At 69.7% G+C, this 19,093-nt stretch carries 16 protein-coding genes; 7 read left to right on the forward strand and 9 right to left on the reverse strand.

Annotation, left to right across the window (positions count from 1 at the left end; genetic code table 11):
- Positions 1-10 precede the first annotated feature (10 nt).
- The 4 genes from IEY87_RS27275 to IEY87_RS27290 form a co-directional block, all read right to left on the reverse strand.
- Entirely contained in the window at positions 11-778 is a 768-nt protein-coding gene (locus IEY87_RS27275; protein ID WP_225278213.1) for an IclR family transcriptional regulator, read from the reverse strand.
- A 61-nt stretch (positions 779-839) separates the two neighbouring features.
- Positions 840-1,700: a carbohydrate ABC transporter permease gene (locus IEY87_RS27280; protein WP_225278212.1), complete on the reverse strand. Its 861-nt coding sequence runs from the start codon at positions 1,698-1,700 to the stop codon at positions 840-842.
- The gene (locus tag IEY87_RS27285) at positions 1,697-2,623 is read right to left on the reverse strand and encodes a carbohydrate ABC transporter permease (protein ID WP_189141634.1); all 927 of its coding nucleotides are present in this window, start codon (positions 2,621-2,623) and stop codon (positions 1,697-1,699) included. Before IEY87_RS27285 ends, IEY87_RS27280 begins: the two co-directional genes overlap by 4 nt.
- A complete protein-coding gene (locus IEY87_RS27290; protein WP_189141635.1) occupies positions 2,620-3,933 on the reverse strand; it encodes a sugar ABC transporter substrate-binding protein in 1,314 nt (437 codons plus the stop codon). The genes IEY87_RS27285 and IEY87_RS27290 overlap by 4 nt, the downstream gene beginning before the upstream one ends.
- A 134-nt stretch (positions 3,934-4,067) precedes the next feature.
- Between IEY87_RS27290 and IEY87_RS27295 the strand changes: the two genes are divergently transcribed.
- The 5 genes from IEY87_RS27295 to IEY87_RS27315 all read left to right on the forward strand — a co-directional run bounded on the left by IEY87_RS27295 (position 4,068) and on the right by IEY87_RS27315 (position 9,627).
- On the forward strand, positions 4,068-4,862 hold the full coding sequence (locus IEY87_RS27295; protein WP_225278211.1) for an NAD-dependent epimerase/dehydratase family protein: 795 nt from the start codon (positions 4,068-4,070) through the stop codon (positions 4,860-4,862).
- A gap of 335 nt (positions 4,863-5,197) precedes the next feature.
- A complete protein-coding gene (locus tag IEY87_RS27300) occupies positions 5,198-6,100 on the forward strand; it encodes a carbohydrate ABC transporter permease (protein ID WP_225278210.1) in 903 nt (300 codons plus the stop codon).
- Entirely contained in the window at positions 6,084-6,953 is an 870-nt protein-coding gene (locus IEY87_RS27305; RefSeq protein WP_189141637.1) for a carbohydrate ABC transporter permease, read from the forward strand. Before IEY87_RS27300 ends, IEY87_RS27305 begins: the two co-directional genes overlap by 17 nt.
- Positions 6,954-6,997: 44 nt before the next feature.
- Entirely contained in the window at positions 6,998-8,284 is a 1,287-nt protein-coding gene (locus IEY87_RS27310; protein ID WP_225278209.1) for an ABC transporter substrate-binding protein, read from the forward strand.
- Between the two features lie 62 nt (positions 8,285-8,346).
- Positions 8,347-9,627: a Gfo/Idh/MocA family protein gene (locus tag IEY87_RS27315; protein ID WP_189141638.1), complete on the forward strand. Its 1,281-nt coding sequence runs from the start codon at positions 8,347-8,349 to the stop codon at positions 9,625-9,627.
- A gap of 23 nt (positions 9,628-9,650) precedes the next feature.
- On the opposite strand, the gene IEY87_RS27320 is transcribed toward IEY87_RS27315, so the two are convergent.
- Genes IEY87_RS27320 through IEY87_RS27335 form a run of 4 tightly spaced genes read right to left on the reverse strand, consistent with a single transcriptional unit; the run spans position 9,651 to position 14,418 of the window.
- Positions 9,651-11,546: a DUF6807 family protein gene (locus IEY87_RS27320; protein ID WP_189141639.1), complete on the reverse strand. Its 1,896-nt coding sequence runs from the start codon at positions 11,544-11,546 to the stop codon at positions 9,651-9,653.
- Between the two features lie 3 nt (positions 11,547-11,549).
- Complete coding sequence (locus IEY87_RS27325) at positions 11,550-12,596, reverse strand: mandelate racemase/muconate lactonizing enzyme family protein (protein ID WP_372462297.1); 1,047 nt, start codon at positions 12,594-12,596, stop codon at positions 11,550-11,552.
- On the reverse strand, positions 12,596-13,474 hold the full coding sequence (locus tag IEY87_RS27330; RefSeq protein WP_189141641.1) for a 5-dehydro-4-deoxyglucarate dehydratase: 879 nt from the start codon (positions 13,472-13,474) through the stop codon (positions 12,596-12,598). Before IEY87_RS27330 ends, IEY87_RS27325 begins: the two co-directional genes overlap by 1 nt.
- Positions 13,471-14,418 carry an NAD-dependent epimerase/dehydratase family protein gene (locus IEY87_RS27335; protein WP_189141642.1) on the reverse strand — a complete coding sequence of 316 codons (948 nt, stop codon included), beginning with the start codon at positions 14,416-14,418 and terminating at the stop codon, positions 13,471-13,473. The genes IEY87_RS27330 and IEY87_RS27335 overlap by 4 nt, the downstream gene beginning before the upstream one ends.
- A 224-nt stretch (positions 14,419-14,642) precedes the next feature.
- Between IEY87_RS27335 and IEY87_RS27340 the strand changes: the two genes are divergently transcribed.
- Positions 14,643-15,614: a LacI family DNA-binding transcriptional regulator gene (locus IEY87_RS27340; protein WP_189141643.1), complete on the forward strand. Its 972-nt coding sequence runs from the start codon at positions 14,643-14,645 to the stop codon at positions 15,612-15,614.
- Positions 15,611-16,552 carry an aldose epimerase family protein gene (locus IEY87_RS27345; protein ID WP_189141644.1) on the forward strand — a complete coding sequence of 314 codons (942 nt, stop codon included), beginning with the start codon at positions 15,611-15,613 and terminating at the stop codon, positions 16,550-16,552. Before IEY87_RS27340 ends, IEY87_RS27345 begins: the two co-directional genes overlap by 4 nt.
- Here IEY87_RS27345 and IEY87_RS27350 read toward each other — a convergent pair.
- A complete protein-coding gene (locus IEY87_RS27350; RefSeq protein ID WP_189141645.1) occupies positions 16,542-18,980 on the reverse strand; it encodes a SpoIIE family protein phosphatase in 2,439 nt (812 codons plus the stop codon). The two genes, IEY87_RS27345 and IEY87_RS27350, sit on opposite strands and share 11 nt — an antisense overlap.
- Between the last annotated feature and the right edge of the window lie 113 nt (positions 18,981-19,093).

A 19,093-nucleotide genomic window follows, 5' to 3' on the forward strand; every position in this document is an offset into this window, starting at 1 on the left:
ACGCCTCCTTCTAGCGGATGCCCTCCCGGCGGAGAGTGGCACCCAGCTTGTGGGTATGTCTGATCACCGCATCGGTCACCCGTTCCACGTCGGCGGGCGCCAGGCCCACCGGCATGGAGCAGCTGATCGCGTCGGTGGCCGGGATCCGGTAATCGACCGCGACCGCCACGCAGACCACGCCCGGCGTGCCCTGCTCGCGCTCGTAGGCCCATCCTCTGGCCCTGATCTTGTCGAGCTCGCCGGTCAGTTCGGCGAAGTCGGTGATCGTGTGATCGGTGATCGGGGCCAGAGGCTTCGGGATCAGGGCCGCGACCTCGTCGTCCGTGAGCTGCGCCAGCAGCACCTGGCCGAGGGCGGTGACATGGGCAGGTAAACGTCTGCCCACCCGGGGGATGATGTGGTGCGCTTCGCGCGAGTCCCTCGTGGCGAGATACAGCACGTGCGCCTCGTCCCGGCGAGCGAAGTGGACGGTGTGCCCGGTCTCCTCCCGCAGGTCCTCCAGCGCTTCCTGGGCGAACGGCAGCGCCATATCCTTGTCCAGATAGGCGGTGCCGGTCAGCAGCGCGTGCGGCCCGATGCCGAACGTCGACTTCGCGCCGTCCGTCTCCACCCAGTTCAGCTCCACCAGGGTGCGCATCAGCGCGTGCAGGCTGCTGCGCGGGAACCCGGTGCGCTGCTGCAGCTCCGAGAGCGTCAAGGTCTCGCGGGAGGCGGCCAGTGTCTCCAGGATGCGTACCGTCCGCTCGGCGGACTTGACCAGCTGCGGCTCCATGCTCATCCCATCTCCCCTGCGGATTAGATGTGTCAGCATATTGGATGCCGTCCAGATACATGGACACTCAACCCTTAACCGCACCGCTGGTGAGGCCGCGCATGAACTGCTTCTGGAAGGCGAGGAAGGCGATGATCGACGGCAGCAGCGCCAGCAGCGTGGCCGCGAGCAGCACGCCGAGCCCGACCTCCTCGTCCCCGCGCAGCGAGCGCAGCGCGATGGGCAGCGTCCACATGTCCGACTCGGGGGCCACGATCAAGGGCAGCAGATACTGGTCCCAGATCATGGTGAAGCCGAAGACGCCGATCACGCCGAGGGCGGGGCGGCAGAGCGGCAGGATGATCGTGAAGAACGTCCGCAGCTCGCCCGCGCCGTCGAGGCGCGCGGACTCCTCCAGCTCGACCGGCACCTCCTTCATGAACTCCGTCATGACCAGGATGGAGAAGCCCCAGGCGCCCACCGGCAGGATCATGCCCGCGTAGGTGCCGATGAGGTTGACGTTCAGCAGCGGCATGTCGGCGAGGACGAGAGACAGCGGGATCGCGATGATCTCCTCGGGCAGCATCATGGTGGCGAGCATGATCAGCATGACGAGCGACATGCCCTTGAACTTCTTGCGTGCCAGTGAATAGGCGGCGAACACGCTCACCAGCACCTGAAGGAGCAGCCCGAACCCGACCACCACGAACGAGTTGAACAGGTAGAGGTAGACGTTCCTGTTGCCGGCCTGGACGAAGTTGTCCAGCGTGAACTCGTCCGGCCAGAAGGAGAAGGAGGTCGGGTCGAGCGTCTTGTTGAAGGCGCTGACCAGCAGCCCGAACAGCGGGCCGGCGAAGATCAGCACCATGCCCGCATAGATCACGATCTTGAACAGGACGGCCAGCGGCCCGCGCCGCATCTCAAGCCCTAGGGCGCTGTCGAATTTCACGCCGCCTGCCTCCTGCGCATCAGCTGCACTCCCACGGTGAGCACCAGGGTGGCCGCGAACAGCACGATGCCGCCCGCCGAGGCGATCCCCAGCTCGCCCGACTGGAATCCGAGCTTGTAGATCAAGGTCATCAACACTTCGGAGGAGCCGTTCGGCCCGCCGTTGGTGAGCACGTACACCTCGACGAAGACCCGCAGGCCGCGGATGGCGGCGAGGGTGAACAGGATCCAGAACACCGGGCGCAACGCGGGCAGCGTGATGTGCCGCAACCGGCGCCAGACGGAGGCGCCGTCAACGGCGGACGCCTCGTAGAGGGTGCGGTCGATGCCGACCAGCCCGGCCAGGAAGACCATCATGTCGTACGGCGTGCCGCGCCAGATGCTCATCCCCATGATGGACAGCAGCGAGGTGTCCTCGCTGGCCAGGAAGGGCTGCGGGCCGAGGGCGACCCAGCCGAGGATGGTGTTGAGCAGCCCGGTGTCGCCGGGGTAGTACATGATCCGCCACACCTCGGCCACGGCCGCCATCGTGGTCACGACCGGCAGGAAGGCCGCGGTCCTGATGAACCAGAGGTACTTGGCCGGACCCTCGATGAGCAGCGCGAAACAGAAGCCGAGCAGCAGCGACCCCACGGTCGTGCCGATGGCCAGGACCGCGCTGTGCCAGATGGCCGTCAGGAAGGCATCGTCGGAGAGGATCGCGGCGTAGTTGTCGAAACCCACCCAGGTGGTGTCGATGTACCGGATCTCTTGGAAGCTCATCACCAGACCGGTGATCATGGGGATGAACTTGAAGTAGAGGAACAGCACCAGAGCGGGCGCCAGAAAGGCCCAGGCCACGAGCGGCCCCCGCCAGCGCGCCATTCTGGGGCTCTGGTGGGAGGCCGCCGACCGGGACTTCGCCCGCGTGAGCGTCGGGGTCATGATGCCTTTTGGTTCTGCAGTTCCTGGGTCAGCTTGGTGTTGGCGGCTTCCATCTCGGTCTTGACGTCCTTGCCGCAGTCGGCCCAGACGGCGTTGAGCGCGTCGGCCGAGCTCTGGCGGATCGGCGCCCAGTTCGGCACGGGAGGCGCGTAGACCGCGTTCGCGTAGGCGTCCTGGAACACCTGCCAGCGGGGGTCCTGCCGCTCGGCGGCCAGGTCGACCTCGGTGTTGACCGGGAGGCGGACGATGGCGCCGTTGGCGTCCTTGTTCATGCCGATCCGCTGGCCCTCGGCGGAGATGGCGTACTCGGCGAACTTCTTCTGGCCGTCCTCGTTCTGGGAGCCGGCCATCAGGTAGACGTTCTCGCCCTCACCGAGGGTGCCGGGGCCGCCCGACGGGCCCTTGGGCACCGGGAAGACCTCGATCTTGTCGGTGCCGATGCTGCCGGCGAACCGGGCGAGCACGTACGGGCCGGTCAGGTAGAGACCGCCCTGGTTGTTCTCGAACACCTCGTGGGTGACGGCCGTGTCGTTGTTGACCGCGCCGGGGTTGACCGTCTTGGCGTCGCAGAACTGGTCCTGGAGCCACTGGACGGCCTCGACCGTCTTGGTGTCGTTCATGGTGGCGCCGAAGGTGCCGGTGCCGCTGGAGGTGACGAAGTCCCCGCCGTTGGCGTAGATGAAGGAGGAGGCGTACCACGAGGCGTAGCCACGCTTGGTGCTGGCCGGGATGAGCAGGCCGGCCGAGTCGGCCTTGCCGTTGCCGTCGGGGTCCTTCTCGGTGAAGGCCTTGGCCAGCGCGGCGAGGTCGTCCCAGGTCTTGGGCACCTCCAGGCCGAGCTTCTCCCGCCAGTCCTTGCGCGCGATGATGGCGAAGGCCTGGGAGGAGAACGGCGCGCCCCACGTCTTGCCGTCGCTCGCCGTGGCCGCCTTCCACGCGGTCTCCGACACCTTGTCGCTGCCGGCGAGCGAGGCCTTGTCCACCTCGCGCAGCCAGCCCTGCGTCTGCATGTTGCCGATCTGGGCGGTGTCGTTGATGACGATGTCCGGCAGATCTTTCTGAGCGGCCTGCTGCTGCAGCTTCGTCTCGAAGTCGTCGAGCAGAGCGACTACCTTGGTCTTGATGCCGCTGGCCTTGGTGAAGCCGTCGGCCAGCTTCTGCGCTGTCTTGTGGGAGTCGGAGTCAGGTGCCTGCCTGATCCAGATCTCCAGTGCATCGTCGGTAGCGGACTCTGAGCCCCCGGAGCCGCAGCCTGTCAGCGTTACGGTCAGGGCCGTCGCAATAGCGACCCCGAGCACACTACGTGACATCAGACCGCCTCCTGTTCACATATGTGACATCTGTCGCGGACGTGGAAGTTGTTCCTGGAACGTTAACGAGTGGCACACATCACGGTCAATATTCAAGAATGTGAATCTCATACAGATTTGTGTACAACAGATCCATGCGCATACTCATGACCGGCGCCGCCGGGAAGGTCGGCACTCTGCTCCGCCCTCTTCTCGCCCGCGAAGGCAGGACCCTGCGCCTGTCCGATCTTCAGCCGGTGGAGCTCGGGGCAGGCGAGGAGCAGGTGGTCGCGGACCTCGCCGACGAGGCCGCCATGGCGACGGCGATGAAGGACGTCGACGCCGTGATCCATCTGGGCGGGCAGAGCCGCGAGCATCCGTGGGACGACATCGTCAGGGCCAACATCGACGGCACGCACGTGCTGCTGGAGGCCGCCAGGAAGGCGGGGGTCGAGCACCTGGTGCTCATGGGCAGCCATCACGCGGTCGGCTTCCACACCCGGCCGCCGGCCGGCGAGGAGCTGCCGGCCCACGCCTTTCCCCGGCCCGACACCTTCTATGGGGTGAGCAAGGTCGTCATGGAGGGGCTGGCCAGCCTCTACCACGACAGGTTCGGCATGAACGTGACCGTGATCAGGCTCGGCACCTGCAACGACGGCCCGTACGACACCCGCGGCCTGGCCACCTGGATCTCCCCGGGCGACCTCACCCGGCTGGTGGAGGCCGCGCTGACCGCGCCCGGCTTCCACGTCGTCTGGGGGGTCTCCGACAACGCGCGCCGCTGGTGGTCGCTGCGGGAGGCCGAAGCCATCGGGTACGTCTCCCAGGACGACTCCGAGTCCCGTGCCGCGGCGCTCATCGCCGAGCACGGGGAGCCGGATCTGGCCGACCCGCTGCACGACCGGGTCGGCGGCATCTTCACGCAGAAGGAGCTCGGCGGCTCCTGGTGAGCGTTCCTGCTCGGTAGCCGCCCTGATCGCGCAGATCGGGGCGGCTTTTCCGTTGCCCGGATCTTGTACTTGAAGATGCAACCGGTTGTAGAGGTGGATGGGGTGACTCAAAATGTTAAGAACATGTGACAATCCGTAAAGACGCTGTGACCTGCGGAAATGAGGATGACGATATATCGGTAACGGGTTTGTAACGCCTGCAAAGGGTTGACGGAATATTTGTATCCCTTATAGGAATGCGCTATCCCATCCCGTCGTGCCCGGCTGGACCTGGAAGAGGGATGCATGTCCGAATCGATCACATCGTCCGCCTCACCCCCCGGAGGCCGCCCCCGATGTCCTATGTGAACGTTCACAAACGGCGAGAGGCCCGTGCGGCCTACGTGTTCCTCGCGCCGTGGTTCATCGGCCTCCTCCTGGTCACCGTGGGGCCGATCCTGGCCTCGCTGTACCTGTCGTTCACCGACTACAGCCTGCTGGAAGAGGCTCAGTGGGTCGGGCTCGGCAACTACCGGGAGATGTTCCTCGAAGACACCCGGTTCATCGCCTCGCTCCGCGTGACGACGATCTACGTGATCGTGTCCGTACCGCTGCAGCTGATCTTCGCCCTGATCCTGGCCCTGGCGCTGGACCGCGGGCTGCGCGGGCTGTCGTTCTACAGGTCCGTCTACTACTTGCCCTCGCTGCTCGGCGGCAGCGTCGCCATCGCCATCCTGTGGCGCAAGATCTTCGGCTCGGACGGCCTCGTCAACGGGGTGCTCGCCCTGTTCGGCATCGAGGGGCCGGGCTGGGTCTCCGACCCCGACACCGCGCTCGGCACGCTGATCCTCCTGCACGTGTGGACGTTCGGCGCGCCCATGGTGATCTTCCTGGCCGGGTTACGGCAGATCCCGCAGAGCTTCTACGAGGCCGCGTCGGTCGACGGGGCCGGCACGCTGCGCCAGTTCCGCTCGATCACGCTGCCGCTGCTGACGCCGATCATCTTCTTCAACCTGGTCCTCGAAGTGATCAAGTCGTTCCAGTCGTTCACCCAGTCGTTCATCGTCAGCGGCGGCGGCGGAGGACCGGCCGACTCCACCCTCTTCTACACGCTCTACCTCTACCTGAAGGGCTTCAAGAGTTACGAGATGGGCTACGCGGCCGCCATGGCGTGGGTCCTGCTGCTCCTCATCGCCGGACTGACCGGCGTGAGCTTCCTCACGTCGAAGTATTGGGTCTTCTATGGCGACACGAAGTAAGCCGCTCCCGTTCCTGTTCCGGCCCCTGCCGCGCGGGAACCGCCTGCTCAAGCATCTGCTGCTGATCGGCTTCGGCCTGGTCATGCTCTATCCGCTGCTGTGGATGATCTCCAGCTCGCTCAAGCCGGAAGAGCTCATCTTCCGTGAGCCGGGGCTGTGGCCGAGCTCGGTGACGCTGGACAACTACAGCGAGGGCTGGACGGCGCTCAAGCACTCCTTCGGCTATTACCTGTGGAACTCCGCCGTCATCACCGGCCTGTCCGTCCTGGCGAACCTGGTGGCCTGCTCGCTGGCCGCCTACGCCTTCGCCCGGCTGGACTTCCCGCTGAAGAAGATCTGGTTCGCCGTCATGCTGGGCTCGATCATGCTGCCGCACCACGTCACGGTCGTGCCGCAGTACATCGTGTTCGCCGAACTCGACTGGATCAACACGATCTGGCCGCTGATCGTGCCCAAGTTCCTGGCCACGGACGCGTTCTTCATCTTCCTGATGGTGCAGTTCATCCGGACGCTGCCCAGGGAGCTGGACGAGGCGGCCGCCATCGACGGCGCGGGCTACTGGCGGGTGTTCCTCCAGGTCATCCTGCCGCTGTGCATGCCGGCGCTGGCCACGACCGGCATCTTCACCTTCATCTGGACCTGGAACGACTTCTTCAGCCAGAACCTCTACCTGACCAACTCCGACAACCTCACGGTGGCCGTCGCGCTGCGCCAGTTCCTCGACTCCAGCGGCGAGTCCTCCTGGGGCCCGATGTTCGCGATGTCGATCGTCTCGTTGGGCCCGATCTTCGGGTTCTTCCTGGCGGGACAGAAATACCTGATCAGAGGCCTGGCGACCACGGGCTTGAAGTAGTTCCTCCGCACCCCCCGGCAACTCTTCCAAGAGGAGGTAGAGCTGTGAAGTTCAGCTCTCGCACGACCACGTGGACGGTCGCCCTGCTGTCGGTGGTCGTGATGACCACGGCCAGCGCCTGTGGCGGCGGCAGCGGCGGCGACCCGGCCGAGAACGGCAAGGTGTCGATCGTCTTCGCCTACTGGGGCAGCGACGCCCGGCAGAAGCTGACCGAGGAGGTCATCAAGAAGTTCGAGGCGAAGAACCCGACGATCGACGTCGAAGGCGACTTCTCCTCCTGGGACAGCTACTACGAGAAGATCGCCACCAAGGTCGCCGCCAACGACGCCCCCGACGTGATGAGCATCGAGATCCGCGGCCTCAGCGAGTACGCCGGCCGTGGCGCGCTCGCCGACCTCTCCGGCAAGGTGCCCGCCGCCGACCTCGACCAGCAGGTGCTGGCCAGCGGCCAGATCAAGGGCAAGCAGTACGCCGTCCCGACCGGCGTCAACGCCTTCTCCATGGTCGCCAACCCGGCGGCGCTGGAGAAGGCCAAGAAGGAACTGCCCGAGGACACCTCCTGGACCTGGGACCAGTGGGCCGGCCTGGCCAAGGAGATCTCGGCCACCGGCAGCGGCGTCACCGGCGCCGAGTACAACTTCAACCCCGCCTTCCTGCAGATCTACGCCGCCCAGCGCGGCGAGAAGTTCTACGACGGCAACAAGATCGGCATGTCGGCCGAGACCGTCAAGTCCTGGTGGGCCATCCACCAGAAGCTGATCGAGACCAAGGGCTCGCCGGACGCCGCCAAGAGCGCGGAGATCGGCTCCACCGGCCCCGAGCAGTCGCTCCTCGGCACCAACGCCGGCGCCATGGGCATGTGGTGGAGCAACCAGCTCAACGCCCTGACCAAGTCGTCCGGTCAGGAGATGACCCTGCTGCGGATGCCCAAGGCGGAGGGGGCCACCACCGGGGGGATGTTCCTGCAGCCCGCCATGTTCTACACCGCCTCGGCCAAGTCCGAGCACCCCGCCGAGGCGGCCAAGCTGATCGACTTCCTGGTCAACGACCCCGACGCGGCCGCCACCCTGCTGAGCGACCGCGGCCTGCCCACCAACGCCAAGGTGCTCGCCGCGGTCAAGGACAAGCTGCCGGCCGTCGACCAGAAGACGCTGACCTTCATCGAGGAGGTCAAGAGCGAGCTGAGCCCGATCCAGGCCCCGCCGAAGGGCGCGCTGGAGATGGAGGACATCCTCCAGCGCAACTCCGAGGAGGTCCTGTTCGGCAAGGCGACACCGGACGCCGCCGCCCAGAAGTTCCTGTCGGAGGCGAACGCCGCCATCGCGGGCTGACCCGTCACCATGGCCGGGGGCCCGCGCGGGCCCCCGGCACCACCTCTATCGGGGAGAAACCGTTGAGCAAGAGATACGCCCTCGTCGGCCTGGGCCACCGGGCGCAGATGTACGTCGACGCCCTGCTGGGCGACTGGCGGGACACCGGCACGATCGTCGCGTTGTGCGACACCAACCAGACCCGGATGAGCTACTACGCCGAGCTCATCGGCGGCGAGGTGCCGTGCTTCGACCCCGCTGAGTACGGCAAGGTGCTGGAGCTGGCCGATGCCGTGGTGGTCTGCACGGTGGACGCCACCCACGCCCGCTATGTGGTCGCCGCCCTGGACGCCGGGCTCGACGTGGTCGTGGAGAAGCCGCTCACCATTGACGCCGAGAGCTGCCAGGCCATCGCCGAGGCGGCCGAGCGCGGCACGGGCGAGCTGGTGGTGACGTTCAACTACCGCTACTCACCGCGCAACTCGGCCGTCAAGCGGCTGATCAGCGAGGGGGCGATCGGCGACGTCACCTCCGTGCACTTCGAGTGGACCCTCGACACCATCCACGGCGCCGACTACTTCCGCCGCTGGCACCGCGACCGCGCCCACTCCGGCGGCCTGCTGGTGCACAAGTCCACCCACCACTTCGACCTGGTCAACTGGTGGCTGGGCGCGGCCCCCGAGCTCGTCTTCGCCCAGACGGACCTGCGCTTCTACGGCGAGGCGCTGCCCCGGGGCGAGCGCCCGGCACGCGGCCAGGGCGCCCCTGGGCTGGGCAGCGACCCGTTCATCCTGGACATCTCCACCGACGAGCGGCTCAAGCGCCTCTACCTGGACGCCGAGCACGAGGACGGCTACATCCGCGACCAGGACGTCTTCGCCCCCGGCGTGAACATCGACGACAACATGTCGGTCCTGGTCCGCTACGCCAACCGGGCCACGCTCACCTACTCGCTCACCGCGCACGCCCCGTCCGAGGGCTACCGGGTGGCCTTCAACGGCACCGAGGGCCGGATCGAGCTGGAGGTCTGCGAGCGGTCCTGGACGCCGCCGCACGCCGCGATCGACCCGAGCGCCGCCAGCAAGGAGCACGCGGCCGAGTCCTGGGAGCGGCTCACCCTGCACCGGCACTGGCAGGAGCGCGAGGAGGTGCCGATCGAGCAGGGCGCCGGCGGCCACGGCGGCGGCGACCGGCTGCTGCTCAACGACGTCTTCCGCGGCCCCGCCGACGACCCGCTCGGCCGCCCCGCCGGCTACCGCGACGGCATCCGCAGCGTGCTCGTCGGCGTCGCGGCCAACCGCTCCGCCGCCACCGGCCTGCCCGTCCACCTGGCGGCCGACGGCACCCGGCTGGCCGATGCGTAGGCCGTACCGGACGATCTGACCGGTCAGCGGCCCGCCGCCACAGCGGCGGCCTCTGACCGGGACAGCCGGCCGTCGGTCACCACGACGGTGACGCGGCGGGTCAGCTCCTCGGCGAACTCCAGCGGCGCGTCCCAGGCCAGCGCCGTGCCCACCCCCGGATACTCGGCGACCCTGACGAACCACGGATCGTCGTCCTGCGCGAACAGCAGCGTCCAGTCGTCGGCCGCCAGCGCCAGCCACGGCGCACGTGAGCCGTGCACCCGCTCCTCGCCCTCGGCGACCGCGGTGAACACCCGCAGCCCGGCCGAGCCCGCGGGAGCCCGCCAGAAGAACCCGCCGTACCCCGCCCCCACCCGCCCCTTGGTGGCCGAGCTGCGCACGCTCAGCGGGCCGCCGGTGAGGTTGCGCAGGGTGAACGCGAAGTCCAGCGCCCACCCTCGCGCGGCGGGCGCCGCCCGCACGGTCCGCTCCTCACGCATCAGCGGCTCCTCGCCCGGCCGCTCCCACAGCAGCGTCTCGGTGAACCCCGAGGCGTCGCGGGCGGTGAACGACACGTGCCGCTGGACGCCGTGGTCGTCGAGCCAGGCCGGGCCCTGGTCGCGGACGTAGGTGCGGCCGCCCCAGAAGTTGCGCCCGCCCAGGTCGGTCACGGCCACGCCGGCGCCCAGGTGGTGCGGGTGGTCGTCCGGCCGCGTCTCGGTGACGACGACGCCGCCGAGTGTCCGTACCGGGTGGAGGTAGGGCCTGGGGGCGGCGGTGAGGGGCAGGTCGGGGGCGGTGGTGTAGTCCGCGACCACGGTGGTCCCTGCCGTGTTCCGCACGGTGAGCGGGACGGCCCAGCTCAGGCCCAGCTCCGAGAAGAGCGTCAGCCGGTCCGCGCAGGTGTCCACCACCCGCGCGATGCCCGGCAGCACCCGCCCCTCGCCGGCCCGGTCCTGGTGGTCGGCGGCGATCGGCAGCGGGTCGGGCGCGACCCTGATGGCCTCCATGACCTCCATGAACGCGCCCGTCCGATGGATCGGGACGAGCAGGCCGGTGCCGGACCGCAGGTGCTCGACGAGGTTCTCCAGCAGGTCCGTCCGGCCGAAGCGGCGCACCGGCCCGTCGTTCACCTGGACCTCGTCCAGGGTGTAGGTGAGCCGGATGCGCCCCCGATCGCCGTGCACCACCACGTAGGGCTCGTCCCGCTCGGCAGCGCACAGGGTCACGGCCGCCACGATCGGCGGGCCGTCCTGCAGATGGACGCGGATGGCGGAGGTGTCGTCGGATTCGATGTCGTTGGCGTGGAAGAGCTCCGTCTCCACCGCGGCCACGGCGCCCCGCTCCTCGGCTCCCGCGACGGCCAGCGCGGTGGCCAGCGCGTGCGCGAACGGGTTGGTGAGCGCCCCGTCGACCACGTCCACGCCGTCGAGCACTCTCTTGCCCGCCCAGGCGCTGCGGGTGAAGTAGGAGGCGGGCCGCGGCCACGCCCCCGCGACGCCGATGCCGGTGACGCGGCCGATCGCGCCGCCCGCGATCAGCTCGCGCACGGCCGGCACCGCCGCCGAACCCAGGCTCTGGAACCCCACCTGGCAGGCCAGCCCCGCCTCGGCGGCGGCCCGCGCCATCCGGTCGAAGTCGGCCAGCGTGGCCGCCGTCGGCTTCTCGACCAGCACGTGCGCGCCCGCCTTGAGCGCTGCCACGGCCAGGTCGGCGTGCGTGGGGATGGGCGTGGCCAGGATCGCGATCTGGGCGCCGGTCCGCTCGATCAGCGCGGGCAGGTCGGCGGAGAGCTCAGGGGAGCCGAGCCCGGCCAGGCTCTCCTCCTCGACCGGCCGCACGTCGCAGACGCCCACCAGCCGCACCAGACGGGTCAGGCGCCGCAGCCGGTCCAGGTGATGGGAGCCGAAGCCGTGAGCTCCGGCCAGCACGACCCGCATGGCTCACCTCCAGCGGAGGCCGAGGCCCCGGTGCTCGCCGACGCGCAGCGTCGCGCCGTCCACGTCGACAGGGTACGGCTCGGCGAGCAGCCCGAGCGCGGCGAACGAGGCGTCCTCGACATCCTCGGCCATGCACGGCAGCGGCAACGTGAGCGCCAGCTGCCCCGACAGGTCGGGCAGCAGATGCGGGTAGACCGGCACGTCGTAAGTCCGGGCCAGCTCGACGATGCGCAGGAAAGGGGTTATTCCCCCCACCCTGACCACGTTGGGCTGCGCGACGTCGCAGGCGCCCGCCGCCAGCAGGTCACGGAAGCCGTAGACGGTGTAGACGTTCTCGCCGACCGCGATCGGCACGTCCACGGACCGCCGCAGCTCCACCTGCGCGGGCACGTCGTCGGCGGGCAGCGGCTCCTCCAGCCAGTGCAGCCCGTACGGGGCGAGCGCGGCCACGGCGCGGCGGGCCCGGTGCAGATCCCATCGCTGGTTGGCGTCGATCATGAGCAGCGTGTCCTGGCCGATCACCTCGCGGACCGCGGCCACCCGCTCGACGTCCTCGCGCAGGTCCGGCCTGCCCACCTTGATCTTCACGCCCGCACAGCCCGCCGACTTCCACCGGCCGGCCTGCGCGACGAGCTCCTCCAGCGAGTAGTGCAGGTTCACGCCGCTGCCGTACACCGGGACGCTGTCCCTGCGCCGGCCCAGCACGTCGACCAGGCCGAGCTCGCCGCAGCGCAGGTCCCACAGCGCCAGATCGACCCCCGCCAGCGCCACCGTGGTGATCCCGCCGGGCCCCGCCTCGCGCAGGTGCCGCCAGAGCCGGTCCCACACCACCTCCGGGTGCGGGTCCAGGCCGATCACCGCGTCCCGGATGTCATGCTCCAGCAGCGCCCGCACCGCCCGCGCGCCGATCTGCGGCGTCCAGGAGAACCCGGTGCCGGTACGGCCGTCGTCCAGGGTGATCTCCACGACGAGCACGTGGTTGACCGGCACGTCCGGCCCCCACGGCCGGGGCAGCCGGGCCGTGTGCGGAGTGACCTTGAGGTCGCGGATCATGACGTGCCGACCACCGATCGCCCGTGCTTGATCAGCGCCTCCAGCTCGGCCACGTCCTCCGGGGAGGCGTCGACCAGCGGAGCGCGCACCGGTCCCGCCGCCAGGCCGCCGAGTCGTACGCCCGCCTTGACCAGGGCGACGGCGTAGCCGGGCACCTTGGCGCGCAGCCGGACGAGCGGCTCGTAGAACTCGGTGAGCAGGTGGTGGGCGCCGTTCAGGTAGGCGGTGGCGAGGTCCGGCGCGAAGGCGAAGGCGGCGGAGGAGTAGAGCTCGACGCCGAGCCCGCGGTAGGCGCCCATGGTGAGCTCGGCCGTCGGCAGCCCGTTGAAGAAGGTGAAGTCGTCGCCGACCTCCCTGCGCACCGCGAGCACGATGCGCTGCATGAGGTCGATGTCGCCCAGGCCGTCCTTCAGCCCGATCACGCCGGGCACCCGGGCCAGCTCCACCACCTGGGCGGGGGTGAGCACCACGTTGTCACGCTGGTAGACGATGACCGGCAGGATCGCGGCCACCGCACGCACATAGGCCACGAAGCCCTCATGCGTGCCCTTGGACAGATAGGGAGGCATGAGCAGCAGGCCGTCGGCGCCCGCGTCCCGGGCCGCCGCGGCCTGGTTGAGCGCGGCGCCGAGCGGTCCGCCGGCCCCCGCGAAGACGGGCGCCCTGCCGCGCGCGGTCTCGGTGGCGACCCGGACGACGGTCGCGTGCTCGGCCTCGGACAGGGCGGCGAACTCACCGGTGCCGCACGCCGCGAACACCGCGCCGGGGCCGTGCTCCAGGCCGCGCCTGATGTGCTCGGCCAGCACGTCCACGTCCGGCTCGCCGGACGGGGCGAACGGGGTGACGGGGAAGAAGAGAACTCCGCTGAGGTTCATCGAATCTCCAGTTCGGTACGCCAGCTGCGCTTGGCGATCCAGCCGAGCATCCGCTCGGCCTTGGCCGAGGTGAAGGCGGGGGACGTGCCGGTCAGTGGGGAGGCGATGGCCTCGACGGACGCCTCGACGGGAGCCTCGCCGGAGGCCCCGATGGACACCCCGGCAGGGGTCTCGGTGGCGGGCATGACCTGGGGCAGGAGCTCGGCCAGTGGCCGCCGGGCCAGCGCGTCGGCGGCGCCCGCGAAGAACACCTCGCCGTTGGGCAGGCCGGGGAGCCGCTCTATGAGCACCGAGATCATGTCCGAGGCGTCCCTGGCGTCGATGTAGTTGAACAGCGAGACGCCGGCGAGCTCCGGCCGGTCCAGGCGGTCGGCGATGGTGTGACCCGACTGGGTGGGCGCCCCTGCCCACTCCTCGGGAGCCACCACGAAACACGGGCGCACGGCCGCGAACTTCGTCTCCGAGTCGCGGGCGAAGGACCTCATGGTCTGCTCCGCCACGAGCTTGGACAGGCTGTAGGAGTTCCACGGTTCGGTGGGATGCTCCTCGTCGATCGGCAGGTAGTTCGGCGTCCAGCCGGAGGGCGCGCCGTAGCCGATGACCGTGGGGCTGCTGGCCACGATGACGCGGCCGACGCCGAGATTGCCGGCCGCCTGGCAGACGTTGAAGGCGAGCTGGGTGTTGGTGCGGAAGGTCAGCCCGTCGGTCCGGCTGAACGGCGTCGCGATCGCGGCCAGGTGCACGACGACGTCGGGCCGGAAGCGCGCCATGACGTCATAGGCCTCGCCCAGGTCCGTCAGGTCGGCCGGCAACGTGGCCGCAGCCTCGCCCGGAGTGCCGGCGGTGACATCGACGCCGATCACCTCGTGACCGGCTTGCGCCAGTGTGGTGACCAGGCTGCGCCCGAGCCGTCCGGCACTGCCCGTCACCAGTGTTCGTGTCATCCTTGGCTCACCCTCCTGTAAGGGTTCGTGTTACCGCAACCGGTTGCAAAAGTATCGAGGCGGTGTTGGGAGGACGTCAAGCCGTACTCCTCCCGCCTGCGGGGTGACCCGGACCTCAGCGAATCGATAAGGTGGCCTTCGGCGGCAGGCAAGGCGTTATCACGGTCCATTGACAGTGATACAAGCGCTTGCATTAATGTACAGGGCATGGTCGGAGGCCTAGCGTGGCGGTGACGATTCGTGACGTGGCGGAGGCGTCAGGAGTGCATGTCTCCACGGTGTCACGCGCATTCTCCGCGCCCCATCTGGTCAACACCGTCACGCGGACCAGGGTGCTCGCCATCGCCGAGGACCTCGGCTATCGGCCCAACCGGGCCGCGCGGGCGCTGACCACCGGGCGCACCCACAACATCGGCCTCATCGTCGCCGACATCGCCAACCCCTTCTTCCCGCCCCTCATCAAGGCCGCCCAGGCGCAGGCCAGGATGCGTGACTACCACGTGTTCGTGGCCGACACCGACGAGGACCCGCAGGTCGAGGAGGAGCTGATCCAGACCCTCACCAAGCAGGTCGACGGTGTGCTCCTGTGCAGCCCCCGGCTGACCAACAGGACCATCGAGCGCCTGCGCGAGGAGATCCCGTTCGTCGTGGTCAACCGCAGGGTCAAGGGCATGCCCACGGTCCTGATGGACGTGGGGCGCGGTGTCAGGCTCGCCGTCGAGCACCTCACCCGCCTCGGGCACCGCAGGCTCGCCCTGGTCACCGGCCCCAGCGGCTCGTGGACCAGCAAGGAGATGCAGGCCGCCGCCGCCGCGATGGTCGAGGCCGACGTCACCTTCCTCGGCCCCAACCCGCCGACCGAGCTCGGCGGCCTGGCCGCCGTCACCGACGTGCTCGCCTCCGGCGCGACCGCGGTGCTCGCTTACAACGACCTGGTCGCCATCGGGCTCATCGAAGGGCTGGCCGCGCGCGGCGTGGACGTGCCCGGCGAGATCAGCGTGATAGGCGTGGACGACATCGTCCCCGGCCGGCTGAGCCGTCCCAAGCTGACCACCATCGCGATGCCCACGGCCGCGGCCGGGCGCATCGCCGTGGACCTGCTGCTCCAGTCCGTCGACTCGGAGTCGACCGGCGGCGTCACGGTGCTGGAGACGAGTTTGATCGTCCGCGACTCAACGGGGGAAAACCGCAAATGATCTTCGGAACGCTTCCGTCGGGGGAGACCGTCGAGCGTCATGTCCTGTCGGCCGGGCGGCTGCGCGCCTCGGTCCTCAGCTATGGCGCGATCCTGCAGACGCTCGAGGTGTCGGGCGTCAACGTGGTGCTCGGCCTGCCGACGCTGGAGGACTACCTCACCCGCAGCCGCTACTTCGGCGCGGTGGTCGGCAGATACGGCAACCGCATCGCGGACGGGCGCTTCACCCTCGACGGCGTCGAATACCGGCTGCCCGTCAACAACGGGCCCAACAGCCTGCACGGCGGCACCGACGGCTTCGACCGGAGGGTCTGGGCGGTCTCCGACGCCACCGACTCCTCGATGACGCTCACGCTGACCAGCCCCGACGGCGACCAGGGCTACCCCGGCACGCTGACCGCCTCGGTCACCTACACGCTGACCGGCGACGCCCTCCGCCTCGACTACACCGCCGAGACCGACGCCCCGACCGTGCTCAACCTCACCAACCACTCCTACTTCAACCTGGCGGGCGGCGGCGACGTGCTCGGCCACGTCGTACGGATCGGCGCCGAGCACTATCTCCCGGTGGACGACGACAAGATCCCCACCGGTGAGCTCGCCCCGGTCAAGGGCACCCCGTTCGACTTCACCGTCCCGCACGCGGTGGGGGCCAGGTTCGACGGCGCCTACGACCACTGCTTCGTCCTGGACGGCGACATCACCGTGGTGGAGCCGGTCAGCGGCCGCACCATGGAGGTGACCACCACCGAGCCGGGCGTGCAGTTCTACGCGGGCGGCATGCTCGACGCCGACGCCACCCCCTACGGCCCATTCGCCGCGCTCTGCCTGGAGACCCAGCACTTCCCCGACTCGCCCAACCAGCCGCACTTCCCCTCCACCGTGCTGCGGCCGGGGGAGCGCTACACCTCCACCACCACCTACGCCTTTACGGGCTGATCAGCCGGGCCGGCATGGCCCTGAGCACCAGCACCGCCACATCGTCGGTGGACGGCCGGGCGGCGAAGGAGTCGACGGCCCGCCGCACCCGTTCGGCGACGGCGTCGGCGCTCAGGCCCGCGCATTCGGACAGCAGGCGTGCCAGACCGTCGTCGTCATCGAGAAACCGTTTGCCGTCGCGGCGCTCGGTGACGCCGTCGGTCACGCAGAGCAGCACCTCCTCGGGCGCCAGCTCGAACGTCTCGACGAAGAAGCGGGCGTCGGCCTCGATGCCCAGCAGCAGCTGAGGCGTCGCCACCACCTCCACCTTGCCGCCGGCCCGCAGCAGCAGCGGCGGCACGTGACCGGCGGAGGCGATCGTGCACAGCGCGCCGCCCTGCGGCAGCGGGGTCAGCTCGCCGCAGAGCAGGCTGAGGAAGCGGCCCTCGTCGCCCTCCTCCAGCAGTCGCTGGTTGAGCCGGTCCAGGATGTCGGCCACGGTGTAGTTCTCCTTGGCGAGCAGCCGGACGGCGTGCCTGGCCAGTCCGGTGACCGCGGCCGCCTCCGGCCCGCTGCCGCACACGTCGCCCAGCGCGAAGCACCAGTGGTCGGCCACCGTGAACAGGTCGTAGAAGTCGCCGCCGACGTCCGCGCCCTCCTCGCCGGGCCGGTAGATGACCGCGGACTCCAGGCCCGGCATCGGCGCCGCCCGCATCGGCAGCAGGCTGCGCTGCAGCACCCGCGAGGTGGTCGCCTGGCGGGCGTACAGCATGGCCGTGTGCACGTTGAGCGCGACCAGCCGGCACAGGTCGGCCAGCAGGTCGGCCAGCTCCAGCGGGAGCGTGGGCTCGCTGCGCCCGATCACCAGCGCGCCGTGGGACCGGCCCTGCGTCCGCAGCGGGAACGACAGGACCGTCTCCTCGCCGACCGGCCAGGTCACCTCGCTCAGCGGCGAGCGCGGGATGGCCGGCAACGACCTGCGCAGCTCGGCGTTGTGCTCTTCCTCGCTGTGCCACACGCGGGCGAGCCTGGTCATGCCCGTCAGGTCGGTCAGGTAGACCGCGGCCCAGGTGGCGATCTTCGGCACCACGAGCTGCGCGGCCAGGGCCGCGAGCAGCTCCTCGTCGTGCACGCCCGCGAGCAGCTCGCCCGCCTCGGCGAGGAAGGAGAGCCTGCCCCGATGCGCGCGCTCCTGCTCGGCCAGCCGCTCGCGCTGCACGGTGGCCGCCACCTGGTCGGCGATGTGCAGCAGGCTGACCGTGAGGTCCTGCTCGAACCGGCCGGGCTGGGCGGCGGTCACCGCGAGATGGCCCACGACCTCGCCCGCGACCATGAGCGGGGCGCACGCCAGCGACCTGGCCTCCAGCCGCTGGGCCAGCTCGACGTCCACCGCGAGCAGGTCGTCGACCAGCACCGGGGTCTCGCACTGAAGGTTGAACGCGCAGGAGGACAGCACGCCCACCAGCCCGGCGGTGGCGCCCGCGCCCGCCGCCACACCGAACCGGTTGCAGCCGTCGGCCCGCAGCAGCACGTAGGCCGCGTCGCCGCCGCTGGACAGCTGGACGATCCGCGCGATGGTGTCGAGCAGCTCGGCCAGCGGCCGGTCCTGGTCGAGCAGGTCCTTGATCCGCCGGCCCGCCTCCCGCCTGAGCGGCGCGGGCGGCGAGGCGAGGACGAAGCCGTGCTCGCTGTCGGCCACCATCCAGATCGACCGGCGGTCCTCGGCCGGCCCGTCGGTGCGCAGGTGGGAGATGTAGACGGGGACCGACCTGCCGTCCCGGTGCCGCATCCGGGTCTCGCCGCGCCAGCGTCCCAGGCCGAGCGTCTCGGCCAGCGACAAGGCGTACGGCCCGTGCCCGCGCCAGACGACCAGCTCCTCCAGAGGGCTGCCGGCGACCTGCTCCGCCGTCCAGCCGAGCAGGGACTCGGCGTCGGAGTTCCACGAGACGACGCGGCCCTCGGCGTCGGCGACCACCACCGCGACCTGCAACCTGTCGATGGGCCGGCGGGGCGCGGGCAGGCACGCGGCCGGCGACTCCGGGACGTCGGCGAACTCCATGCGCACCCAGACCCGTTTGGCGGTCCTGGTGTAGGTGACGCCCCAGGCGTCGGCCAGCATGCCGGCCAGCGCCAGCCCGCGTCCGGAGGTGGGCAGCGGATCGACGAGCGGCGGCGTGCCGCCGAGCACCTGCCGCTCCGGTTGGTGGTCGTCGACCTCGATCTCGAGTTTGGGCGGGGTGGCGTCCGCGTCCAGGCGGCAGGTCAGCTCGATGCCGGTGCCCGCGTGCACGACCGCGTTGGTGACGAGCTCACTGGTCAGCAGCACGGCGTCCTCGGCCAGATGGCTCAGACGCCACTCGCCGAGCACCTGGCGGACGAATCGGCGTGCCGCGGCGGGGGCATGGGGAGTGCCGTCGAAGGCGGTGCTCGACTCCCGGGTCGTATCCACTGTGCGTCCTAGAACATCACTCGATGTGGCAGTTCGGTCACTCTCAGGGTGGCAGACCGAGAGCCTCTCATACCTCGGGTTGCGAAGAAGGCCGCTCTTCGACGAACGCCCGG

It is taken from the genome of Nonomuraea glycinis (genome assembly GCF_014646515.1).
GTDB lineage: Bacteria > Actinomycetota > Actinomycetes > Streptosporangiales > Streptosporangiaceae > Nonomuraea > Nonomuraea glycinis.

What these genes read in the sequence shown, in the direction of transcription:
- IEY87_RS27330 (WP_189141641.1), bottom strand. Translation starts at nt 13,474, where the DNA reads ATGAACCTCAGCGGAGTTCTCTTCTTCCCCGTCACCCCGTTCGCCCCG.
- IEY87_RS27300 (WP_225278210.1), top strand. Translation starts at nt 5,198, where the DNA reads ATGTCCTATGTGAACGTTCACAAACGGCGAGAGGCCCGTGCGGCCTAC.
- IEY87_RS27335 (WP_189141642.1), bottom strand. Translation starts at nt 14,418, where the DNA reads ATGACACGAACACTGGTGACGGGCAGTGCCGGACGGCTCGGGCGCAGC.
- IEY87_RS27345 (WP_189141644.1), top strand. Translation starts at nt 15,611, where the DNA reads ATGATCTTCGGAACGCTTCCGTCGGGGGAGACCGTCGAGCGTCATGTC.
- IEY87_RS27320 (WP_189141639.1), bottom strand. Translation starts at nt 11,546, where the DNA reads ATGCGGGTCGTGCTGGCCGGAGCTCACGGCTTCGGCTCCCATCACCTG.
- IEY87_RS27295 (WP_225278211.1), top strand. Translation starts at nt 4,068, where the DNA reads ATGCGCATACTCATGACCGGCGCCGCCGGGAAGGTCGGCACTCTGCTC.
- IEY87_RS27290 (WP_189141635.1), bottom strand. Translation starts at nt 3,933, where the DNA reads ATGTCACGTAGTGTGCTCGGGGTCGCTATTGCGACGGCCCTGACCGTA.
- IEY87_RS27305 (WP_189141637.1), top strand. Translation starts at nt 6,084, where the DNA reads ATGGCGACACGAAGTAAGCCGCTCCCGTTCCTGTTCCGGCCCCTGCCG.
- IEY87_RS27285 (WP_189141634.1), bottom strand. Translation starts at nt 2,623, where the DNA reads ATGACCCCGACGCTCACGCGGGCGAAGTCCCGGTCGGCGGCCTCCCAC.
- IEY87_RS27275 (WP_225278213.1), bottom strand. Translation starts at nt 778, where the DNA reads ATGAGCATGGAGCCGCAGCTGGTCAAGTCCGCCGAGCGGACGGTACGC.